The sequence below is a fragment of the Citromicrobium bathyomarinum genome (assembly GCF_038594605.1).
Lineage (GTDB): Bacteria > Pseudomonadota > Alphaproteobacteria > Sphingomonadales > Sphingomonadaceae > Alteriqipengyuania > Alteriqipengyuania bathyomarina_B.
The window spans coordinates 1,160,613-1,177,318 of sequence record NZ_JBCFZM010000001.1; the positions used below are offsets into that span (position 1 = coordinate 1,160,613).

The window sequence follows — 16,706 nt, forward strand, 5'->3', positions numbered from 1 at the left end:
CTCAAAGCGCTCTTCCGCAGGCCCCGCGCACACGGAGCGTTGGGTCGCGCGCCCGTATGCCGCTCGCGAAACCTCGGCCAGAACCGGCACGCATTTTTCAAACGCGCACAAAAAAACGGCGGGCTCCGAAGAACCCGCCGTCTTTTGATCGGCTAATCGCCGTTCGCGTTTAGAACTTCAGCGTGGCGCTGACGAAGTAATCACGGCCAAGCACGTCATACACGCTCGGGTAGGTGTTCGCCTGTTCCTGGTTGTCGCCAAGCAGGAGGCTGTTCGGGCGGTTGGTCACGATGCCATTGGCATCGAATTCCGGGTTGCCCGGCAGCGTGTCGAACAGGTTGCTCACACCTGCGGTCAGGGTCAGCATTTCGTTCGCCGCGAAGGAGAACGTCACGTCGACCAGGTCGTAGGCATCGATTTCTTCGATACCGTTGAACGCCGTGTAGTCGGTGCTGGGATCATCATCCTGCACGCTACCAATGTGGCGCCAGCGGATCGAGGTCGTCATCGGACCATCGATGAAGTTGAAGCGCGAGGTCCACTTGTACTCGGGCACCGGCTGACCGAACGGCGTCGCGCTGCAGGTCGTGCCGAACTTGCCCGCACACTCGGTGACTTCGTCCGGGAACGCGGCAACCGGGGTGAAGCTGGCGGTATCGGTCCAGGTTCCGAGGAACGAGAACTGGAAGCGCTGCTCGCCCGTGTCCGTGAACAGCGAGAACGGGATCGCCGTGCCGTAGCTCACACCCAGGTCGACACCCGAAGTCTTCAGGCTGGCAGCATTGGCCTGCAGGAAGAGCGGCGGATTATCGACGGTGATGGCGCCGGTCGTCGGATCGCGGAAACCATCGAACGCCTGACAAAGCGGATCGTTGATGTCCTGGACCTGGTTGTAGCAGAGACGCAGGGCATTGTTCACGCCGCCACCGAAGGTGGAGATGGCGTTCTCGATCGTGATGTCGAAGTAATCGACCGTGACCGACAGACCGGGAATGAACCGCGGCTGCAGGACGATACCAGCAGTGTAGCTGTCGGAGGTTTCCTCTTCGAGGTTCGGGTTACCGCCGAACAGACCCGGGATCTGGGTGTTCAGCTGGATCGTGTCGGCATCGCCGACCGAGCCCGAGGGCACGCCGGTCGCGATGCACAGCGCGCGGATGGTCGCATCGGTCGCTGCTGCATCCTGGCCGCACGGGTCGGTCGCAGCGGGGAAGCCGATCGACGAACCGCCGAACAGTTCGCCCACGTTCGGCGCGCGGATCGCACGCTGATACTGACCACGGATCGTCACGTCGCGGATCGGCGAGAACTCGACGCCACCGGCGTAGGTCCACACACCGCCAACCGCATCGAGCGAGTAGTCGGAGTAACGTGCCGCACCGGTGAGATCGAGCGTTGCCGAGCCGAAGCGGACCGGGATCGCGAGTTCCGCGAAGAATTCCTTCACATCGTACTCACCCTGGGTCGGCTCACCGGCGTTGAAGCCGATGACGTCGCCCGATGCGAGTGCGGTGTCGGGAATGAACTGCGAGGAAACCTTGCGGTATTCGGTACCAACCGCGAACGCGATCGGATCGGATTCTGCGGTGATCGCGAAATCACCCAGCGTGCCCGAAACGACTGCCGAAGCAACCTGCAGCGCCGAAATGTCACCGTTCTGAGCGCGAATGGTGATCGCATCGACCTGTTCGGGGGTCAGCGTGTTCGGGCCGAAGATGTTGATCGGCGTACCGGTGCCGTCGAGGCCGGCCTGGAAGGCCGAACGCGAGATGTTACCGTTCTGCACCTGAGCGTTACGGGTACGTGCATACATGTAGTACGCATCGTAGTTCAGGTATTCACCGATCGGGCCGGTGAGGCCGCCGAGGACGCGGAAGGCATTACGCTCGTCCAGGTTCTCGCGCAGACCGGTTTCCACGATACGGCGCTGCACGAAGGTGCTGACCGTGCCGAGTTCGGCGCTCGCAAGCGGATCGAGACCGTTGGCGACACGCTGCGCGCTGGCATCGGCTTCACGCTGATCGAGTTCCTGGAACGCAGCGAAGGTCGCCGCATCCACGAAGGGCTGGATCGTGGCGAGATCGATGTTGAACGTGCCGGTCACCGGAGTCGCGGCCAGAGCGGCGTCGACGCGGTTGTTGACGTAGGACACTTCGGCGTAGGCGCGATGGCCATTGCCGATTTCGTAATCGGCATAGCCACCCAGCAGGTAGCGTTCCTGCGGCAGCTGCAGATAGTTGACCGGAGCGTAGTTGTAGAGATCGCCGGTACGCGCACGGCCGACCCCCGCGTTGTCGAACACGGCATCGTCGATGACGAGGCCCTGGCCGAGAACCGCGCAGCCTTCGCCCGGGTCGCACTGGCCATTGTCGTTGGCGTCGTTGGCAGTCGCCGAGATGCCGATCGAGCCGGGAGTGTTGATACGGCCGAACGGGACGGTCGAGGAACCGAACTGCTGCAGCGGATCGTCGGTGCTCTCGCCGCCGAGGGCGAAGGCCGAGAAATCGCGGTCGCCCTGGAAGAGCGAATCGCGGTTGTAGTAGCCGGCATAAACGGTTGCGTTACCGCGGCCGTCTGCAAATGCGGTGCCGATCGCGCCGCTCACTTCGAAGCGGCGGGCATCGCCACGTTCGGTGATCGAGTACTGGCCACCCAGTTCAACGCCTTCGACATCGCGCAGGCGGAAGTTGACCACGCCCGAGAGCGCGTCCGAACCGTAAACGGCCGATGCACCGCCGGTCACCACGTCGACCGAGTCGAGCAGGAACTGCGGGATCGTGTTGAGGTCGACGGTCTGGTTGGTATCGTAGAACATCCAGCGGCGGCCGTTGACCAGCACCATCGTGCGGGTTTCGCCGAGGCCGCGCAGGTTCACCGAAGCGGTGCCGTTGCCGGGGTTGTTCGAGTTCGAGGTGAAGCCGGGAACGACCTGCGGCAGGGTGTTGATCACGTTCTCGACGTTGACCGCGCCCGAGAGTTCGAACTCTTCTTCGTTGACCACGGCGATGGGCGCCGCGGATTCGAGGTCGCGGCGCGCAATACGCGAACCGGTAACGACGATCAGGCCTTCTTCGTTGGCAACGCCAGCATCCTGGCTTGCTTCGATGGCGGGCTCGTCAGGCGCACCCTGCGCCATGGCAGGCGTGGCCACCACTGCGCCGGCGATGATCGTGCCGGTCAGCAGGGCTGCCTTGTTCAAACGGTTGGTCATGATGATCCTTTCCTAGGGGGCGGTACCCGGGGGGGCACACGTCAGAATCGAATTGCAGTACAATTGACTTCGCCCGCTTAGGTCAGCAGAATCCCCCTCATCAAGCGTTGGCGCATGGGTCTTGCCCCTTTCGTCCGACCTATGTGACTTTTCAGTGACAGACCCTTTTAGGCTCGAAATGCGCTGAGAATACGCAGAACTACCTTGCGAAGAGGCGCCACACGCGATGCGAAGCACATATATGTCACATCCTTTCGCGGCGATTTTCCTCGCAAGCGCACTGGCTAGCCCGGCAATCGCGCAGGATCCGCCCGAGGGCTATCTTGAACGTCTTGCCGACTGCCGCGCGATCGCTGATTCCGAGGCGCGACTTGCCTGCTACGACCGCGAGGTCGGCTCGGTTGTCGCCGCCAGCGAACAGGGCGAGGTCAAGATGGTCAGCCGCGAGGATGTACGCGAGACGCGCCGCAGACTGTTCGGCTTCGCGGTGCCCGACAACCTGTTCGGCAGCGGCAGCGACGATGAAGCCCTCAATACGCTGCAGACGACGATCACCCGGGTCCAGCCCTACGGCAGAAAGGGCTATCTGATCACCACTCAGGAAGGGTCGGTATGGCGGATCAGCAGTCCGCCGCTGCGTTTCGCACGGCCCAAGACCGGCCAGGAAGTCGAATTCAAGGCCGCTTCGCTCGGATCGTACTTCATCCGCGTGAACGGTCAGCTCGGTGTCAAAGGTGTGCGGGTCGAATAGCGGGTTTTGACACCTGCGTTCTGCGGCCCACTAGGCCAGAAAACCCTAACCGGTCCCGGCACTGAGCATACATCGCGCGCCCTCCATGCGTGGCGCGTCTGACGTTTGCAGTCCCGCGCCAAGTCCCTGCCGCCGCGATCGACGCGTCGAACCAGAGATAGGCCCCACGATTGGCTCAATCTCAGCCGCCCTGCCCGCATCGGCCTAAGGCACCCGTACGCAATTCAGTATCGGTCGCTTCGCAGAGCCACAGGGCTGTCGTCACACGACGACGAACCATCCTTGCGGCACGGGATGACGGCTCGTCCAATCAAGTCGCTGAAATCCGCGGCGATCCGGACGCCGATCGAACCCGCGGTGGTCCGGCCTAACCTGCCACCGGTCGGGCCGCTCCAGGCCCCAAACGCAGAGCGGCCCCGCAACCGAAGTTGCGGGACCGCTCCCTGTTCGATTGTCCTTTCGGACTATCAGAAGCGCAGGCGGACCGAGCCGAAGAACGAACGGCCGTCGTAGTCGTAGGCCTGGCCGATCGGAACGTTCGACGACGAGGTCACTTCGCTCGGATCCACCAGCGGCGGAGCCGTGTCGAAGATGTTCGAGACACCCAGACGCAGCGTTGCGAAGTCGTTCAGGTCGTAACGGATCGAAGCGGTGTGGACGAAGTAGTCTTCCACGAAGCCGACGTCGCGACAGTAGACACCGTCACCTTCGACGATACCGTCCTGCACGCCGTTGTCGTCGCGCGAACCGCCACCAAGGCAGGTGTGACCGGTGATGCCGACGAATTCGCCGTCAGGTCCGTAGCCAAACGCATCGCTGAAGTCTTCGATCGAGGACGCGTCCTGCTCCATGCTGCCCACATACCGAACCTGGTAGGTGAACGTGAAGTCGGAGTAGCCCGCGGTGAAGGTCGCACGACCCGTCCAGTTCGGGAAACCGAACTCACCTTCGAAGAAGGACTCGGAGGCCTCGCCATTGTCGTCCACGAACACATTGCTGCGCTCGATCAGGTGGTTGGCATTGAACGCCAGACCCAGGTCGAGGATCTCGTTGCCGATCGGCAGATCATAGCCGAGGTTGGCATTGATATCGATGCCCTTCACCTTGTCCGTTTCGAGGTTCAGGAACCCGGCGAACACGTCCGAGATCAGGCCATCGCCGCCAGCGCTGGTATCGTAAGAGATACGATCGCAGAACGGGCTACGGGTGCCTTCGGTCCGGTTGAAGCAGTCGTTGACGATGAACTGAGCACTCGGCTCGACCACCGAGTCGGTGATTTCGATCGAGTAGTAGTTGAAGTTCACCGCGTAATCGAAGGCGCCGAAGGAGTCGGTAACCGCAACACCCGTGGTGAACGAGGTCGAGGTTTCCGGATCCAGTTCGAGGCTACCGCCCGAGCTGACTTCGACGCTCGACGTCTGGAACGGGCTGACCGCACCGGGCGTCAGGCCGACGGTGGTCGGATCGCGACCTTCACGACGGCAGTTGTCGAGAATTGCCGGATCGCGATCGTCGTCGGTCGGGTCATAGCCACCGCCCAGCGAGTCGAACGCATCGTCGGGTACCGCACAGGGATCGAACAGGGTGTTGAAGCCCGACTGTGCCCGCAGGAAGTTCTCACGAAGGTTCGGCGCACGGAACGAAGTACCGTAGCTTGCCTTCACGAGGACCTGCGGAACCGGACGCCAGCCGCCCTTGATCGAGTAGGTGCCGGCCGTGCCGTAGAACTCTTCGTCGGTGATACGACCCGAAGCGTTCAGGTCGAGGCGACCCCAGAAGTCATCGTCGAACACGGGAACGTCGAGTTCCGCGAAGCCTTCCAGAAGGTACTTGTCGCCAGCAGCACCGCCGTCGGAGAAGAAGCCGAAGAAGAGGCCGTTGTTGGCAACGTCGTTCGGGGTCGAGGCGATGCGGTCCTTGCGATATTCGGCACCGACCACCAGCGCCACCGGACCGGCCGGCAGGGTAAACAGATCGCCGGTCGCGAAGGCCGAAACAAGGATCTGCTCGTAGGTGGTGTCGAAGGTCCGTTCACCGAACAGGTAATCGCGCTCTGCCTGGGTGGCAAAATCACCGATCGAGCCGCTCGAATACAGGCTGGGTGCGAAGAAGTTCACCGGCACGCAACCCTCGACCAGATCGGAACCGGCGAGGTTCGGGTTGGCCAGGCTGCTGGCATCGCACGAACCGCCGGCGAGCAGCGGGTTGCCCGAGACCTGCGAGAAGAAGTCGTCGGCCACGCCGTCGCCATTGTTGTCGGCAACGCCGTCGCCATCGAAATCGGCCGTGGGGTCGATACCGAGCGAGAACAGCACGCGGTCCTGACGGATACCACGACGGATCGAGGCACCTTCCGAACGCGAGTACACACCCGATGCTTCGAAGGTCCAGGTGTCGTCGATGAAGGGCAGGTCGCCCCGAATACCGAGAACGCCGCGGTACTGTTCGAGAGTAACCTGGTAGTTGTTACGATCGCCACGGATGGACGGGATGACCTGAACCGCCTGCGAGGTACCGGTGCCCAGACGTGCGCCGTAGAAGGGCGACCCCGGGACCAGGCCGTTGAACACGTTGTCCCGATCACGACAGTCGACGCCATCGGGATTGATCCGCACGCCGTTGCGCGAGGAAATGTTACAGGGGTTGAACTGGTTGTTGCCCGGAACGATCGGGAAGAACTGCGGCACGCCGCTGTTGTCGCTGTCCACGTCGGCGCGGCTGTACAGAGCCTCGAAGAACGGCGTGATGTTCATCGCACCGCCGAGTTCGTACTCACCGTAGGCCATGACGTTATAGCTGTCCTGCTGGGGCGAGAACTCCTGGGTCAGGTCGTTACCGTTAATCGTACGGTTGAACAGGTTGATATCCTGCACGCCGTCGCCGTCACGATCGACCGGCACGCCGAAGGCATCGGTCGTTTCGCTGAAGAACGGAATGCCGGTGTTGCCGGGAACGGTGGTCGTCGGATAGGTATTCGTGTCGTAATAAACCGAACCGACGCGCGTTCCGACGATCGAGATACGGCCGGTGATACGATCGAGCACGCAAGGATTTTCCGCCGTCCGCACCGTACCGCCGCTGTTTGCGAGCACGTTCGCATTTTCAGCGATGTTGACCGTACGGATTTCGCCGGTGGTCGTTTCTTCGTAGTTGGTCGCACAACCGGAGAAGAAGTCACGATCCGAGAAGCGGATACGATCGGTCCTGGCGTACTCCGCGCCGATGCCGATGAAACCGCGATCGAACACGGTGCCCCAAGCGGCGCTGACCGTATAATCGTCGCCGCCATTGCTCTGTTCGTTCTTCACGCCCGAAGCGAACAGCTCGAGGCCGTCGAAGTCGCTGCGCAGAATGACGTTACCCACGCCCGCAACCGCGTCCGAACCATAGACCGACGAAGCACCGTCGAGCAGCAGGTCGTAGCGCGCGATCAGCGAGGTCGGCAGCAGGTTGAGCGAGGGGCTGCTGGGCGCGCCCTCGACACCGGCCGGCGCGAGGCGGCGACCGTTGACCAGGAGAAGCGTGCGGTCGGCGCCAAGGCCACGAAGGTTGAAGGTCGACGAACCCGGGCCGTTGTTAAGCACGAAGCCGGAGAAGGTCGCATCGATCTGCGTACCGGCGGCCGCTTCCGAGCGCTGGAGGATGTCGGCAGCATTGAAGGTACCGATGTCCTGCTGAGTCTGGTTGTCGATAACCTGCAGCGGCGAGATGCTGCTGTAGGTGTCGCGCTTCACGCGCGAGCCCGTCACGACGATAAGGCCATCCTCGTCCGCCTGGCCGGTCGCACCGATCGCGTCGTCGGAAATGTCGTCGTCGCCGGGATCGTTGGTGCTGACGCCGTCGGCCTGATCGTCTTCATCGGCGGTCTGCGCAAATGCAGGCGTCCCGATAAGAAGCGCGAATGCAGACACCGATCCGCCGAGGCTCATCAGTGAAGTCCGATTGATTTTACGCATGTCTTCTCCAGTCTTGCGCTAAGCTGGAGTCCCCCCAATGGCGAGCATTGATTGCCTCCTCGCGGAAGCGCCCCTCGATCTCGCCTTTTTCGGAACCCCCAAATTCCTAGTACGGGTTTTTCTGGAGCAAAGACGGAGCCATGTCAAAGGCCCAAAACAACTTTGAATATGAATGTTGCTTGAATCCCACACGATCATTGCGTTGTGGGTTACAATCGCTTTCTTGTTGCGCCGCAAAAGACGTTTTCGTGACGCGAAACCTCGCGTCCTGACCCCAAAAAGTCACGGAAAAGCAATGGTTACGTCATCTTTTCCACAAAACCCCGGGAACGGCGATGTTGCAACGCAGCATCGGACGCCGACGGAGGATTTCGCTGCCGCAAAATGCCTCCGCCTTGCGACTACGAGGCACAAAGGACCCAAATCGGCACAGGCCTCGTGGCCGATCGGCAGCACCTCCCGGAGTCGCCGGGAACCATTCCCGTGTCGCAGATACCGCCGTTGACTGCCGCCCGATGCGGCCTCAGGTCAGGCCACCGTGATCGAGAGCTCGCCGTCGCCTTCATCGATATTGACGGTGGAGCCGTCGGGGATGTCGCCCTGCAGCAACCGCTCGGCGAGCGGGTCCTGCACATAGCGCTGGACCGTCCGCTTGAGTGGACGCGCGCCGTAGACCGGATCGTAGCCGACCCGCCCCAACCAGCGCTTGGCAGCATCGGTCAGCACAAGCTCGATCTTCCGGTCGGCCAGCAGCTTCTGCACGCGCTTGACCTGCAGTTCCACGATCGGCGCCATGTCCGCCATGCTCAGGCGGTGGAACAGGATGATCTCGTCCAGCCGGTTGAGAAATTCGGGGCGGAAATGCCCGCGCACGACATCCATCACCTGCGGCTCGACGTCACTAACCTGCTGATCGTCGGTCATGTTGGAAAGATGCTGGCTGCCCAGGTTGGACGTGAGGATGATGAGCGTGTTCGAGAAATCGACCACCCTGCCCTGTCCGTCGGTCAGCCGCCCGTCGTCGAGCACCTGTAGCAATACGTTGAACACATCGCTGTGCGCCTTCTCGACCTCGTCGAACAGCACGACCTGATAGGGCCTGCGCCGCACGCTTTCGGTCAGCACGCCGCCTTCTTCATAACCGACATAGCCGGGAGGCGCGCCGATCAGGCGGGCAACCGCGTGCTTTTCCATGAACTCGCTCATGTCGATTCGGACCATGGCGTTGTCATCGTCGAACAGGAACTGCGCGAGCGCCTTGGTCAGCTCGGTCTTGCCGACGCCGGTGGGCCCAAGGAACAGGAAGCTGCCGAGCGGACGCCCCGGGTCCTTCAGCCCTGCCCGCGCGCGGCGGACAGCCTTGGACACCGCCTCGACCGCAGCCTCTTGGCCGATCACGCGTTTGCCCAGCACCTCTTCCATCTTGAGCAGCTTGTCGCGCTCACCTTCGAGCATCCGGTCGACCGGAATGCCGGTCCACCGCGCCACGACACCCGCGATGTCTTCTTCGGTCACTTCCTCGCGCAGCAGCGCGTTGGAGGTGTGGCCCTCGGCATCCTTCAGCTTGTTCTCCAGCTCGGGGATGCGTCCGTATTGCAGCTCACCCGCCTTGGCGAGGTCGCCCGCCCGCTGCGCCTGCTCCAGCTCGAGCCGCGCCTGGTCGAGGTCTTCCTTGATCCGCGACTCGGCCTGGATCTTGTCGCGCTCACCCTGCCAGCGGGTCGTCAGTTCGGACGAACGCTGCTCCAGATTGGCAAGATCCTCGCGCAGGTTTTCCAGCCGTTCCTTGCTGGCGTCGTCGCTTTCCTTCGCGAGCGCCTGCTCTTCGATCTTGAGCTGGATGATCCGCCGGTCGAGGCCTTCGATCTCTTCGGGCTTGCTCTCCACCTCCATGCGGATGCGCGAAGCGGCCTCGTCCATCAGGTCGATCGCCTTGTCGGGCATGAAACGATTCTGGATGTAGCGGTTGGAAAGCTGCGCGGCGGCGACAATCGCGCCGTCGGTGATCCGCACGCCATGGTGCAGCTCGTACTTTTCCTTGATCCCGCGCAGGATCGAGATCGTATCCTCGACACTCGGCTCGTCGATATAGACTGACTGGAAGCGCCGCTGCAGCGCAGGGTCCTTCTCGACATATTTCTGATATTCGTCGAGCGTAGTCGCCCCGATGCAGTGCAGCTCGCCGCGCGACAGCGCAGGCTTGAGCAGGTTGGAGGCATCCATGCTGCCTTCCGATGCGCCCGCCCCGATCAGCGTGTGCATTTCGTCGATGAACAGGATGATCTGCCCGTCCGATCCCTTCACTTCGTCGAGCACGGCCTTCAGCCGTTCCTCGAACTCGCCGCGATATTTCGCGCCCGCGATCAGCGCGCCCATGTCGAGCGCCATCAGCGTGCGGTTCTTGAGGCTGTCGGGCACGTCGCCATTGGCGATGCGCAGCGCTAGGCCTTCGGCAATCGCGGTCTTGCCGGTGCCGGGCTCGCCGATCAGCGCGGGATTGTTCTTGGTCCGCCGGGCGAGAATCTGGATCGTGCGGCGGATTTCCTCGTCGCGGCCGATCACCGGGTCCAGCTTGCCGTCGCGCGCCGCCTGCGTCAGGTCGCGGGCGTATTTCTGCATCGCGTCATAGGCCTGTTCGGCATTCGCGCTGTCCGCCGTACGCCCGCCGCGCAGATCGTTGATCGCGCGCTCAAGCGCCTTGGCATCAATTCCCGCATCGCTCAGCACGCCGCCCGCCTTGGTATTCGACGCCAGCGCGAGCGCGACCAGAATCCGCTCCACCGTGACGAAGCTGTCGCCCGATTTTTCGGCGATCTGCTGTGCTGAATCGAGCACGCGAACCGCGTCATTATCGAGGCCGGGGCTCGCCTGCGCGCCGCCGCCGGTGACCGCCGGGATGCGCCCCAGCTCGTCGTCGACCCGCTGCTCCGCCTTCATCGGATCGCCGCCTGCGCGCTGCACGAGCCCGGCGGCCATGCCTTCGCTATCGTCGAGCATCACCTTGAGGATGTGGAGCGGCGTGATGCGCTGGTGGTTGAGGCGGATCGCGGTCGTCTGGGCGGACTGGAGGAAGCCCTTTGCGCGGTCGGTAAATTGTTCGAGATTCATTAGGCGATGACCTCCTTGATCGTTCGGACATCATATAGTGTTGCCCATTTGCAACACAAGTGTCCCGCGAGCATTTCACTCCAAGTCTGTTGCCCGCAGAGGTGGGCCCGGCACCCCTCTCTGCCAAGAGGGGCACCCCGTCGATCGGGCTTGCTTGTGGAGTTTTGGCCCGCTCGATATCGAGCCGTAAACGCCGACGCGTTTCCATTTCGATAAGCCGTCGGCCGGCCGGAGTTCGTCGACCATGTCACAACCAACGCGACAAGTGGTGCATATCGGCCTCGCAAAAACCGGCACCACGACGCTTCAGAAACATGTCTTCCCAATGATCGCGCAGCTCGCCGGCTACGCATATAATCCTCCGCAACTTTCCGAGCAGCTGAGCAAATTCCTGATCACCTACGATCCGGAAGATCGCCACAAGGTAGCGCAGCTCGCAGCCACGCACCCGCGCTTGTTCGTCAGCAATGAATCGCAGGCAACCTGGCTTCCCCAGCATTTCGAGAAAGCTGCCGAAGAGCTACTCCTGCTGTGGGGGAGACACACGACGATCCTGATCACCGTGCGCGATCCGCTCGATTTCCAAGCCAGCCTGTATGCCGGCAGCTTCCGGGCCGGGGCCCATCTGCGACCGCAGGACTTTTTCCTCTCTGCCGAACGATACGCTAGCGTCCGCCCGCCAGAAGGCCACTGGCTCGACGATTTCTTCGCTGTCGACGCCTTCGACTTCCGGCGCCTGGTAGAGATTTATCGTACGCGGTTCGACCGCGTCGTGGTCCTGCCGCTCGAAACGCAATTCGATCTCCGCACGCTCGCCCGCGTTTTCGATCTCGACGAAGATCGACGCCGCGCCGTCGCCACGCACCTCGCTGCGGCCCCGAGGCTCAACTCGCGCCCCGCAGCATGGGAAATCCGTGCGCTGTCTCTTTATGTGAGCCTCACCGGCAAACGGACGAGCAGCCCGGGCCTGGGCACCAGGATCAGGTCGACAGCCCCGCGCCGCGCGCCTACGCGCCTGCTCGACGCACGAAAATGGTGGTTGAGGATGCGGGCGATCCTCTATCGGATATTGCCGGACACGCCTTACCAGCTCCCGGCGGACACCTACCAGAACGCCGAACTGACGCGCCGCAACCGCGCTTTCCTTGCAGAACTGGTGGCCGAGGAGCGAGCCGCTCGCGCAGGCGCAGACGACTAGCGAAAGTCGGCAACCCACTGGATCGCCTTCTGCTGGCGCTCCGCCTTTTGGCGCGGGATGAAGAGGCCCGCCGCCCGGTCAGTCGCCCTCGCCCCTCTTGTGTGCGATCGCACGCTCGAAAGTCTCGATATAGGCGCGCGCACTGGCAAGCGGATCGGCGATGGCCTGCGTCGGCTCCGGACGCGGCGCGGCCAGCACGCCTTCGATCGCACGCGCGACGGCATCGGGTTCGCGGACCGACAGCAAGTGGCCCGAACTCGGCTCGCTCAGCAATTCGCGCATCGCCACGCTGCTTTCGGTGGCGACAACCGGGCTGCCTGCCGCCAGCGCCTCGACCACCACATTGGGCCGCCCCTCGTATTTCGATGTCAGGAGCAGCAGGTCGGCCTGCCCGATGACCTGCTCCAGCCCCTCGACGAAGCCGGGCAGGTGGACCCGCCCGACCAGCCCCAAACGCTCGATCAGGGCAGTCAGCCGGGCACGCTCACCCCCCTCGCCATAGATGAACAGCTCGCGCCCCTGGGTGTCTGCCTTGGCGAAGGCGCGGATTGCGAGGCCCCAGTCCTTCTGCGGTTCGAGCCGACCGATCCCCAGCAGGTAGCGGTCTGCAGGCGGCACAGCGACCTGCCCGCCGCCGACCGCAAGGTGGGGGTTTTCGATGACATCGATCCGGTCGCCGGGAATACCGGTGCGCTTCACCGCATCCTGCGCCATTGCGCGCGACATCGCCACCACCCGGTCGGTGAAGCGGTGATGCTGGCGAACCCACAGGCCATTCGCCATCCGCATCGGCCACGCAAAATCGCGCCGGGCGAGATCGTTCGAGATTTTCCACACGATCGGCGGGCTGCGCTCGCCCAACTGCATGCGAATCCGCGCGGCGGCCGAGGTATAGTGATTGCCCGGGCAGAAGAACACGTCGGGCGCGACCGCTCCGATCGCAGCCGGGGCGGTCTTGCGGCCTCCAAAATGGGGCACCCACGCGACCTCGGGCGGCAGGCTTGCCCGCAGCTGCTCTTCGACGGGTGACGCGAGAATCGCGACTTCATGGCCCAGTTCCACCCAGTCCCGCGCGAGCCGCACCGCAACCCGCTCCACCCCGCCACCGGAATAGTGCTCGAGCCAGGTCGCGATTTTCATGCGCGCACGCCCTGCCGCGATCGGGCGCGGCAAAGACGGACAGCGGTGTCCCGCAGGCAAGAGGCGTTAGGCACGTTCGGCATGACAAGGCGAGCGGCTTTAGCCAGCAGCGGCAACGATTGACAGTCTTGTAAAAGCGTCCATAGCGTGCGCCCCCATGGAGGATGGGCCCGAGGGCAAGAAAGATTTCGTTGCCCGTGCCTTGCCTTGGGTTCGGCGCGCGTTCACCATCGGCATCGTCGCCTTCATCCTCTGGCGCCTGACCCAGTTCGGCTGGGGCGAGCTGGCCGCCAATCTTCCACGAAACCCGCTGTTCTACGCCGTTCAGGTCATTTCCTACGCGGTGCTACCGATTTGCGAGGTGGTGATTTTCGGCCGCCTGTTCGGCCAGCGCCTGTGGCGCGAATGGCCCGTCATGCTGCGCAAACGCGCGCTCAACAATTCGGTGCTCGGCTATTCGGGAGAGGCCTACCTGGTCTTCTGGGCCAAGGAACGGCTGGGCCTGCCCCGGCGCAAGGCGCTGTCGGCGATCAAGGACAACGTGCTGCTGTCGGGCTTTACCACCGCAGCCTTCGCCATCGCCGCTGCGGGGCTGCTGATCGTGATCCACCCCGCCCTGCTCGATACCAACGAGCTGGCGAAATCGGGCGAGCGCAGTTTCCTGCTGTTTGCGGCGCTGTTTCTGGTCTCGCTGGCGGTCGGGCATCGCTTCCGCAAACGCCTCTTCGGAATCGGATCGAAGCTGATCCTGTTCATCATCGCCGTCCACGCCGCGCGGCTGGTGGCAACCTATTCGCTGCAGATGCTGCAATGGGATATCGGCATACCCGAAGGCACACTGATGCTGTGGTTCACGCTGATCGTCGTGCAACTGCTCATCTCGCAACTGCCGCTGCTGCCCAACCGCGACCTGCTGTTCGTCGCCTTCATCCTCGAATTTGCGCCCGCGAGCGGGGTCGATCCCGCCGCGCTCCGAGCAATGATCCTGACGATCTATCTGATCTATCAACTGTTTAATTATTTCGCCTTGCTGGCGACCACGGCCATGCCGACCGCCCGCGCCTATGGCGAAGAGGAAATAAGAGAGCCGAAATGATCCGTATCCTGAAATGGGCCGGTGCCCTCATCCTCGTCCTGCTGCTGATTGCCGCCATCGGTCTGATGACGTGGGAGCCGTTTTTCGCCCGCGACGGCGTGGCGCCCGAAGGTGATCGGACCTACACTGCGGAAATCGTGCGCGACGAATTCGGCGTGCCGCATGTTTACGGCGCGACCGATCCCGACGTCGCCTATGGCGTCGCCATCGCGCATAGCGAGGACGATTTCACCACCCTGCAGGATGTGATCGCGATGAGCCGGGGCCGCTACGGCGCGATTGCAGGCGAAGACGGCGCGGCGGTCGACTACGTCTACCACCTGCTCGATGCGCGCGGCACGGCAGAGCGCGAGTGGGAGAACCTCCCCGAAGATACCCGCGCGCTGTTGGACGCCTACGCGGTGGGCCTGAACGATTATGCGGAAGCGAACCCGGGCGAGGTCAAGCTCGGCAGCCTCTTCCCCGTCAACGGGATCGACGTCGCCGCCGGGTTCGCACTGCGTCAGCCGTTCTTCTTCGGGCTCGACCGGTTCCTCGGCCCGCTGGTGGCGGGCGAGCCGCTGCCGCCTGAATACGGCCCGCGCATTCCCGCCGAGAACCTGCGTGCGACGAGCGCCGGGACAATCGACGATGCCCCCCGGATCATGGAAGAGGGTGCGCCGCAGGCGCGCACAGACCTGCCCACAACCGGCTCCTACGGCGAGGATTTCCGCATGGCGGGCTCCAACGCCTTTGCCGTCTCACCCGAGAAATCGGGCGGGCCGACGATCCTCGTCTCCAATGCTCACCAGCCGTGGCGCGGCCCTGTCGCGTGGTACGAAATCGTGGTGGAAAGCGGCGAAGGCTGGCACTTCGCGGGCGCCAACTTCCCCGGCAGCCCCTTCCCCTTCCTCGGCCACAACGAGAATCTGGGCTGGACCAACACGGTCAACACGCCCGACATGATCGATATCTACAAGCTGGTGCTGGACGACAGCGGCACGCGCTATCGCTTCGATGGCGAGTGGCGCGATCTGGAGGCGACCGACGTTACCCTGCCCGTCCGCGTCGGCCCCTTCACCCTGCCGGTTAGCCGCACGGTCTATCGCAGCGTCCACGGGCCGGTCATCAAGAACGACGACGGCGCCTTTGCGGTGCGCTTCGCCGCGCTCGGCAGCATTGACCAGCTCGACGCCTATTACCGGCTGAACAAGGCGGAAGACCTCGGCGAATGGCAGGAGATCATGGCGCGCGGGCAGGTCCCCTCGACCAACTTCATCTATGGCGATGCCGAGGGCAATATTGCCTATATCTACAACGCGGCGATCCCCGACCGGCCCGAAGGCTACGACTGGCGGGGCGTCCTGCCGGGCGACACCAGCGCGACGCTGTGGACCGACAAGGTCGCCTACGACAGCCTGCCGCAATATCTCAATCCGGCGAGCGGCTGGCTGATGAACGCGAACAACACGCCTTACTTCGCCGCCGGGAAAGGCAGCGATCTGAACCCCGACGACTTCGCACCCGAAATGGGCATCGAGGGCAAGATGACCAATCGCGGTCGGCGTGCGTGGATCCTGATGAGCCGCGCCGAAACGCTCGATCGCGAAACGCTCGAAGCGATCAAGTTCGACACCGGCTACGAACGGATGGGCTATGTCGAACGGATGATGGAGGATGTCGCGGCGATCGACCCGAACGAACATCCCGAGCTTGCCGAAGCGCGCGCGCTGATGCTCGAATGGGATTACTCGGCGGACAATATCGGGCGTGCCGATTCCATTGCCCTGCTGATGATCCGCGCGTTCATGTCGTCGAGCTATCAGAAGACACCATGGCCCGACGCGGTCGAAGAACTGACCGAGGCACGCGACCATCTGCAGGAACATTTCGGGCGGCTGACCCCGCCGATGGGCGAGCTGCTGCGCCTGCGTCAGGGTGACGTGGATCTCCCGCTCGACGGTGGATCGGACACGCTGCGCGCCTCGACCACGTGGGACGTCGATGAGGACGGGCGACTGGCCGTACGCCATGGCGACAGCTTCATCATGTGGATCGAGTGGCTCAACGGCCAGCCGGTCAGCTCGCGCTCGATCCAGCCCTTCGGGGCAGCGACGACGCGGCCCGATAATCCGCATTTCGTCGATCAGGCTACGCTGTTCGTCCAGCACCGCTTTAAAGCGGTACACTTCTGGCGGGACGATGTGTTAGCCTCCGCCGCCAGCCGAAAGACGGTATCCAGCACTCGCTAGAACTGCTTTATAAAG

The 16,706-nt window shown here is 63.2% G+C and carries 8 protein-coding genes; 4 read left to right on the forward strand and 4 right to left on the reverse strand.

From position 1 onward, the window contains the following. Positions 1-169: 169 nt before the first annotated feature. Positions 170-3,211, reverse strand: coding sequence for a TonB-dependent receptor domain-containing protein (locus AAG612_RS05690; RefSeq protein ID WP_342508090.1), 3,042 nt, complete (start codon positions 3,209-3,211; stop codon positions 170-172). Positions 3,212-3,452: 241 nt separating this feature from the next. Here AAG612_RS05690 and AAG612_RS05695 point away from each other — a divergent pair, with 241 nt between their 5' ends. After that, entirely contained in the window at positions 3,453-3,962 is a 510-nt protein-coding gene (locus AAG612_RS05695) for a hypothetical protein (protein ID WP_342508092.1), read from the forward strand. Between the two features lie 467 nt (positions 3,963-4,429). On the opposite strand, the gene AAG612_RS05700 is transcribed toward AAG612_RS05695, so the two are convergent. Both AAG612_RS05700 and clpB read right to left on the reverse strand, forming a co-directional pair. Beyond that, positions 4,430-7,918 carry a TonB-dependent receptor domain-containing protein gene (locus tag AAG612_RS05700; RefSeq protein ID WP_342508094.1) on the reverse strand — a complete coding sequence of 1,163 codons (3,489 nt, stop codon included), beginning with the start codon at positions 7,916-7,918 and terminating at the stop codon, positions 4,430-4,432. 528 nt (positions 7,919-8,446) lie between these two features. Then, positions 8,447-11,026 carry an ATP-dependent chaperone ClpB gene (gene clpB / locus AAG612_RS05705; RefSeq protein ID WP_342508097.1) on the reverse strand — a complete coding sequence of 860 codons (2,580 nt, stop codon included), beginning with the start codon at positions 11,024-11,026 and terminating at the stop codon, positions 8,447-8,449. Between the two features lie 244 nt (positions 11,027-11,270). Here clpB and AAG612_RS05710 point away from each other — a divergent pair, with 244 nt between their 5' ends. Continuing rightward, positions 11,271-12,224, forward strand: a complete 954-nt coding sequence (locus tag AAG612_RS05710; protein ID WP_342508099.1) for a sulfotransferase family protein — start codon at positions 11,271-11,273, stop codon at positions 12,222-12,224. A gap of 78 nt (positions 12,225-12,302) precedes the next feature. On the opposite strand, the gene AAG612_RS05715 is transcribed toward AAG612_RS05710, so the two are convergent. Continuing rightward, entirely contained in the window at positions 12,303-13,364 is a 1,062-nt protein-coding gene (locus tag AAG612_RS05715) for a glycosyltransferase (RefSeq protein ID WP_342508101.1), read from the reverse strand. 157 nt (positions 13,365-13,521) lie between these two features. Here AAG612_RS05715 and AAG612_RS05720 point away from each other — a divergent pair, with 157 nt between their 5' ends. Further along, positions 13,522-14,460 (forward strand): hypothetical protein, encoded by a 939-nt coding sequence (locus AAG612_RS05720; RefSeq protein WP_342508104.1) that lies wholly within the window; start codon positions 13,522-13,524, stop codon positions 14,458-14,460. Then, positions 14,457-16,691 (forward strand): penicillin acylase family protein, encoded by a 2,235-nt coding sequence (locus tag AAG612_RS05725; RefSeq protein WP_342508106.1) that lies wholly within the window; start codon positions 14,457-14,459, stop codon positions 16,689-16,691. Before AAG612_RS05720 ends, AAG612_RS05725 begins: the two co-directional genes overlap by 4 nt. Positions 16,692-16,706 lie beyond the last annotated feature (15 nt).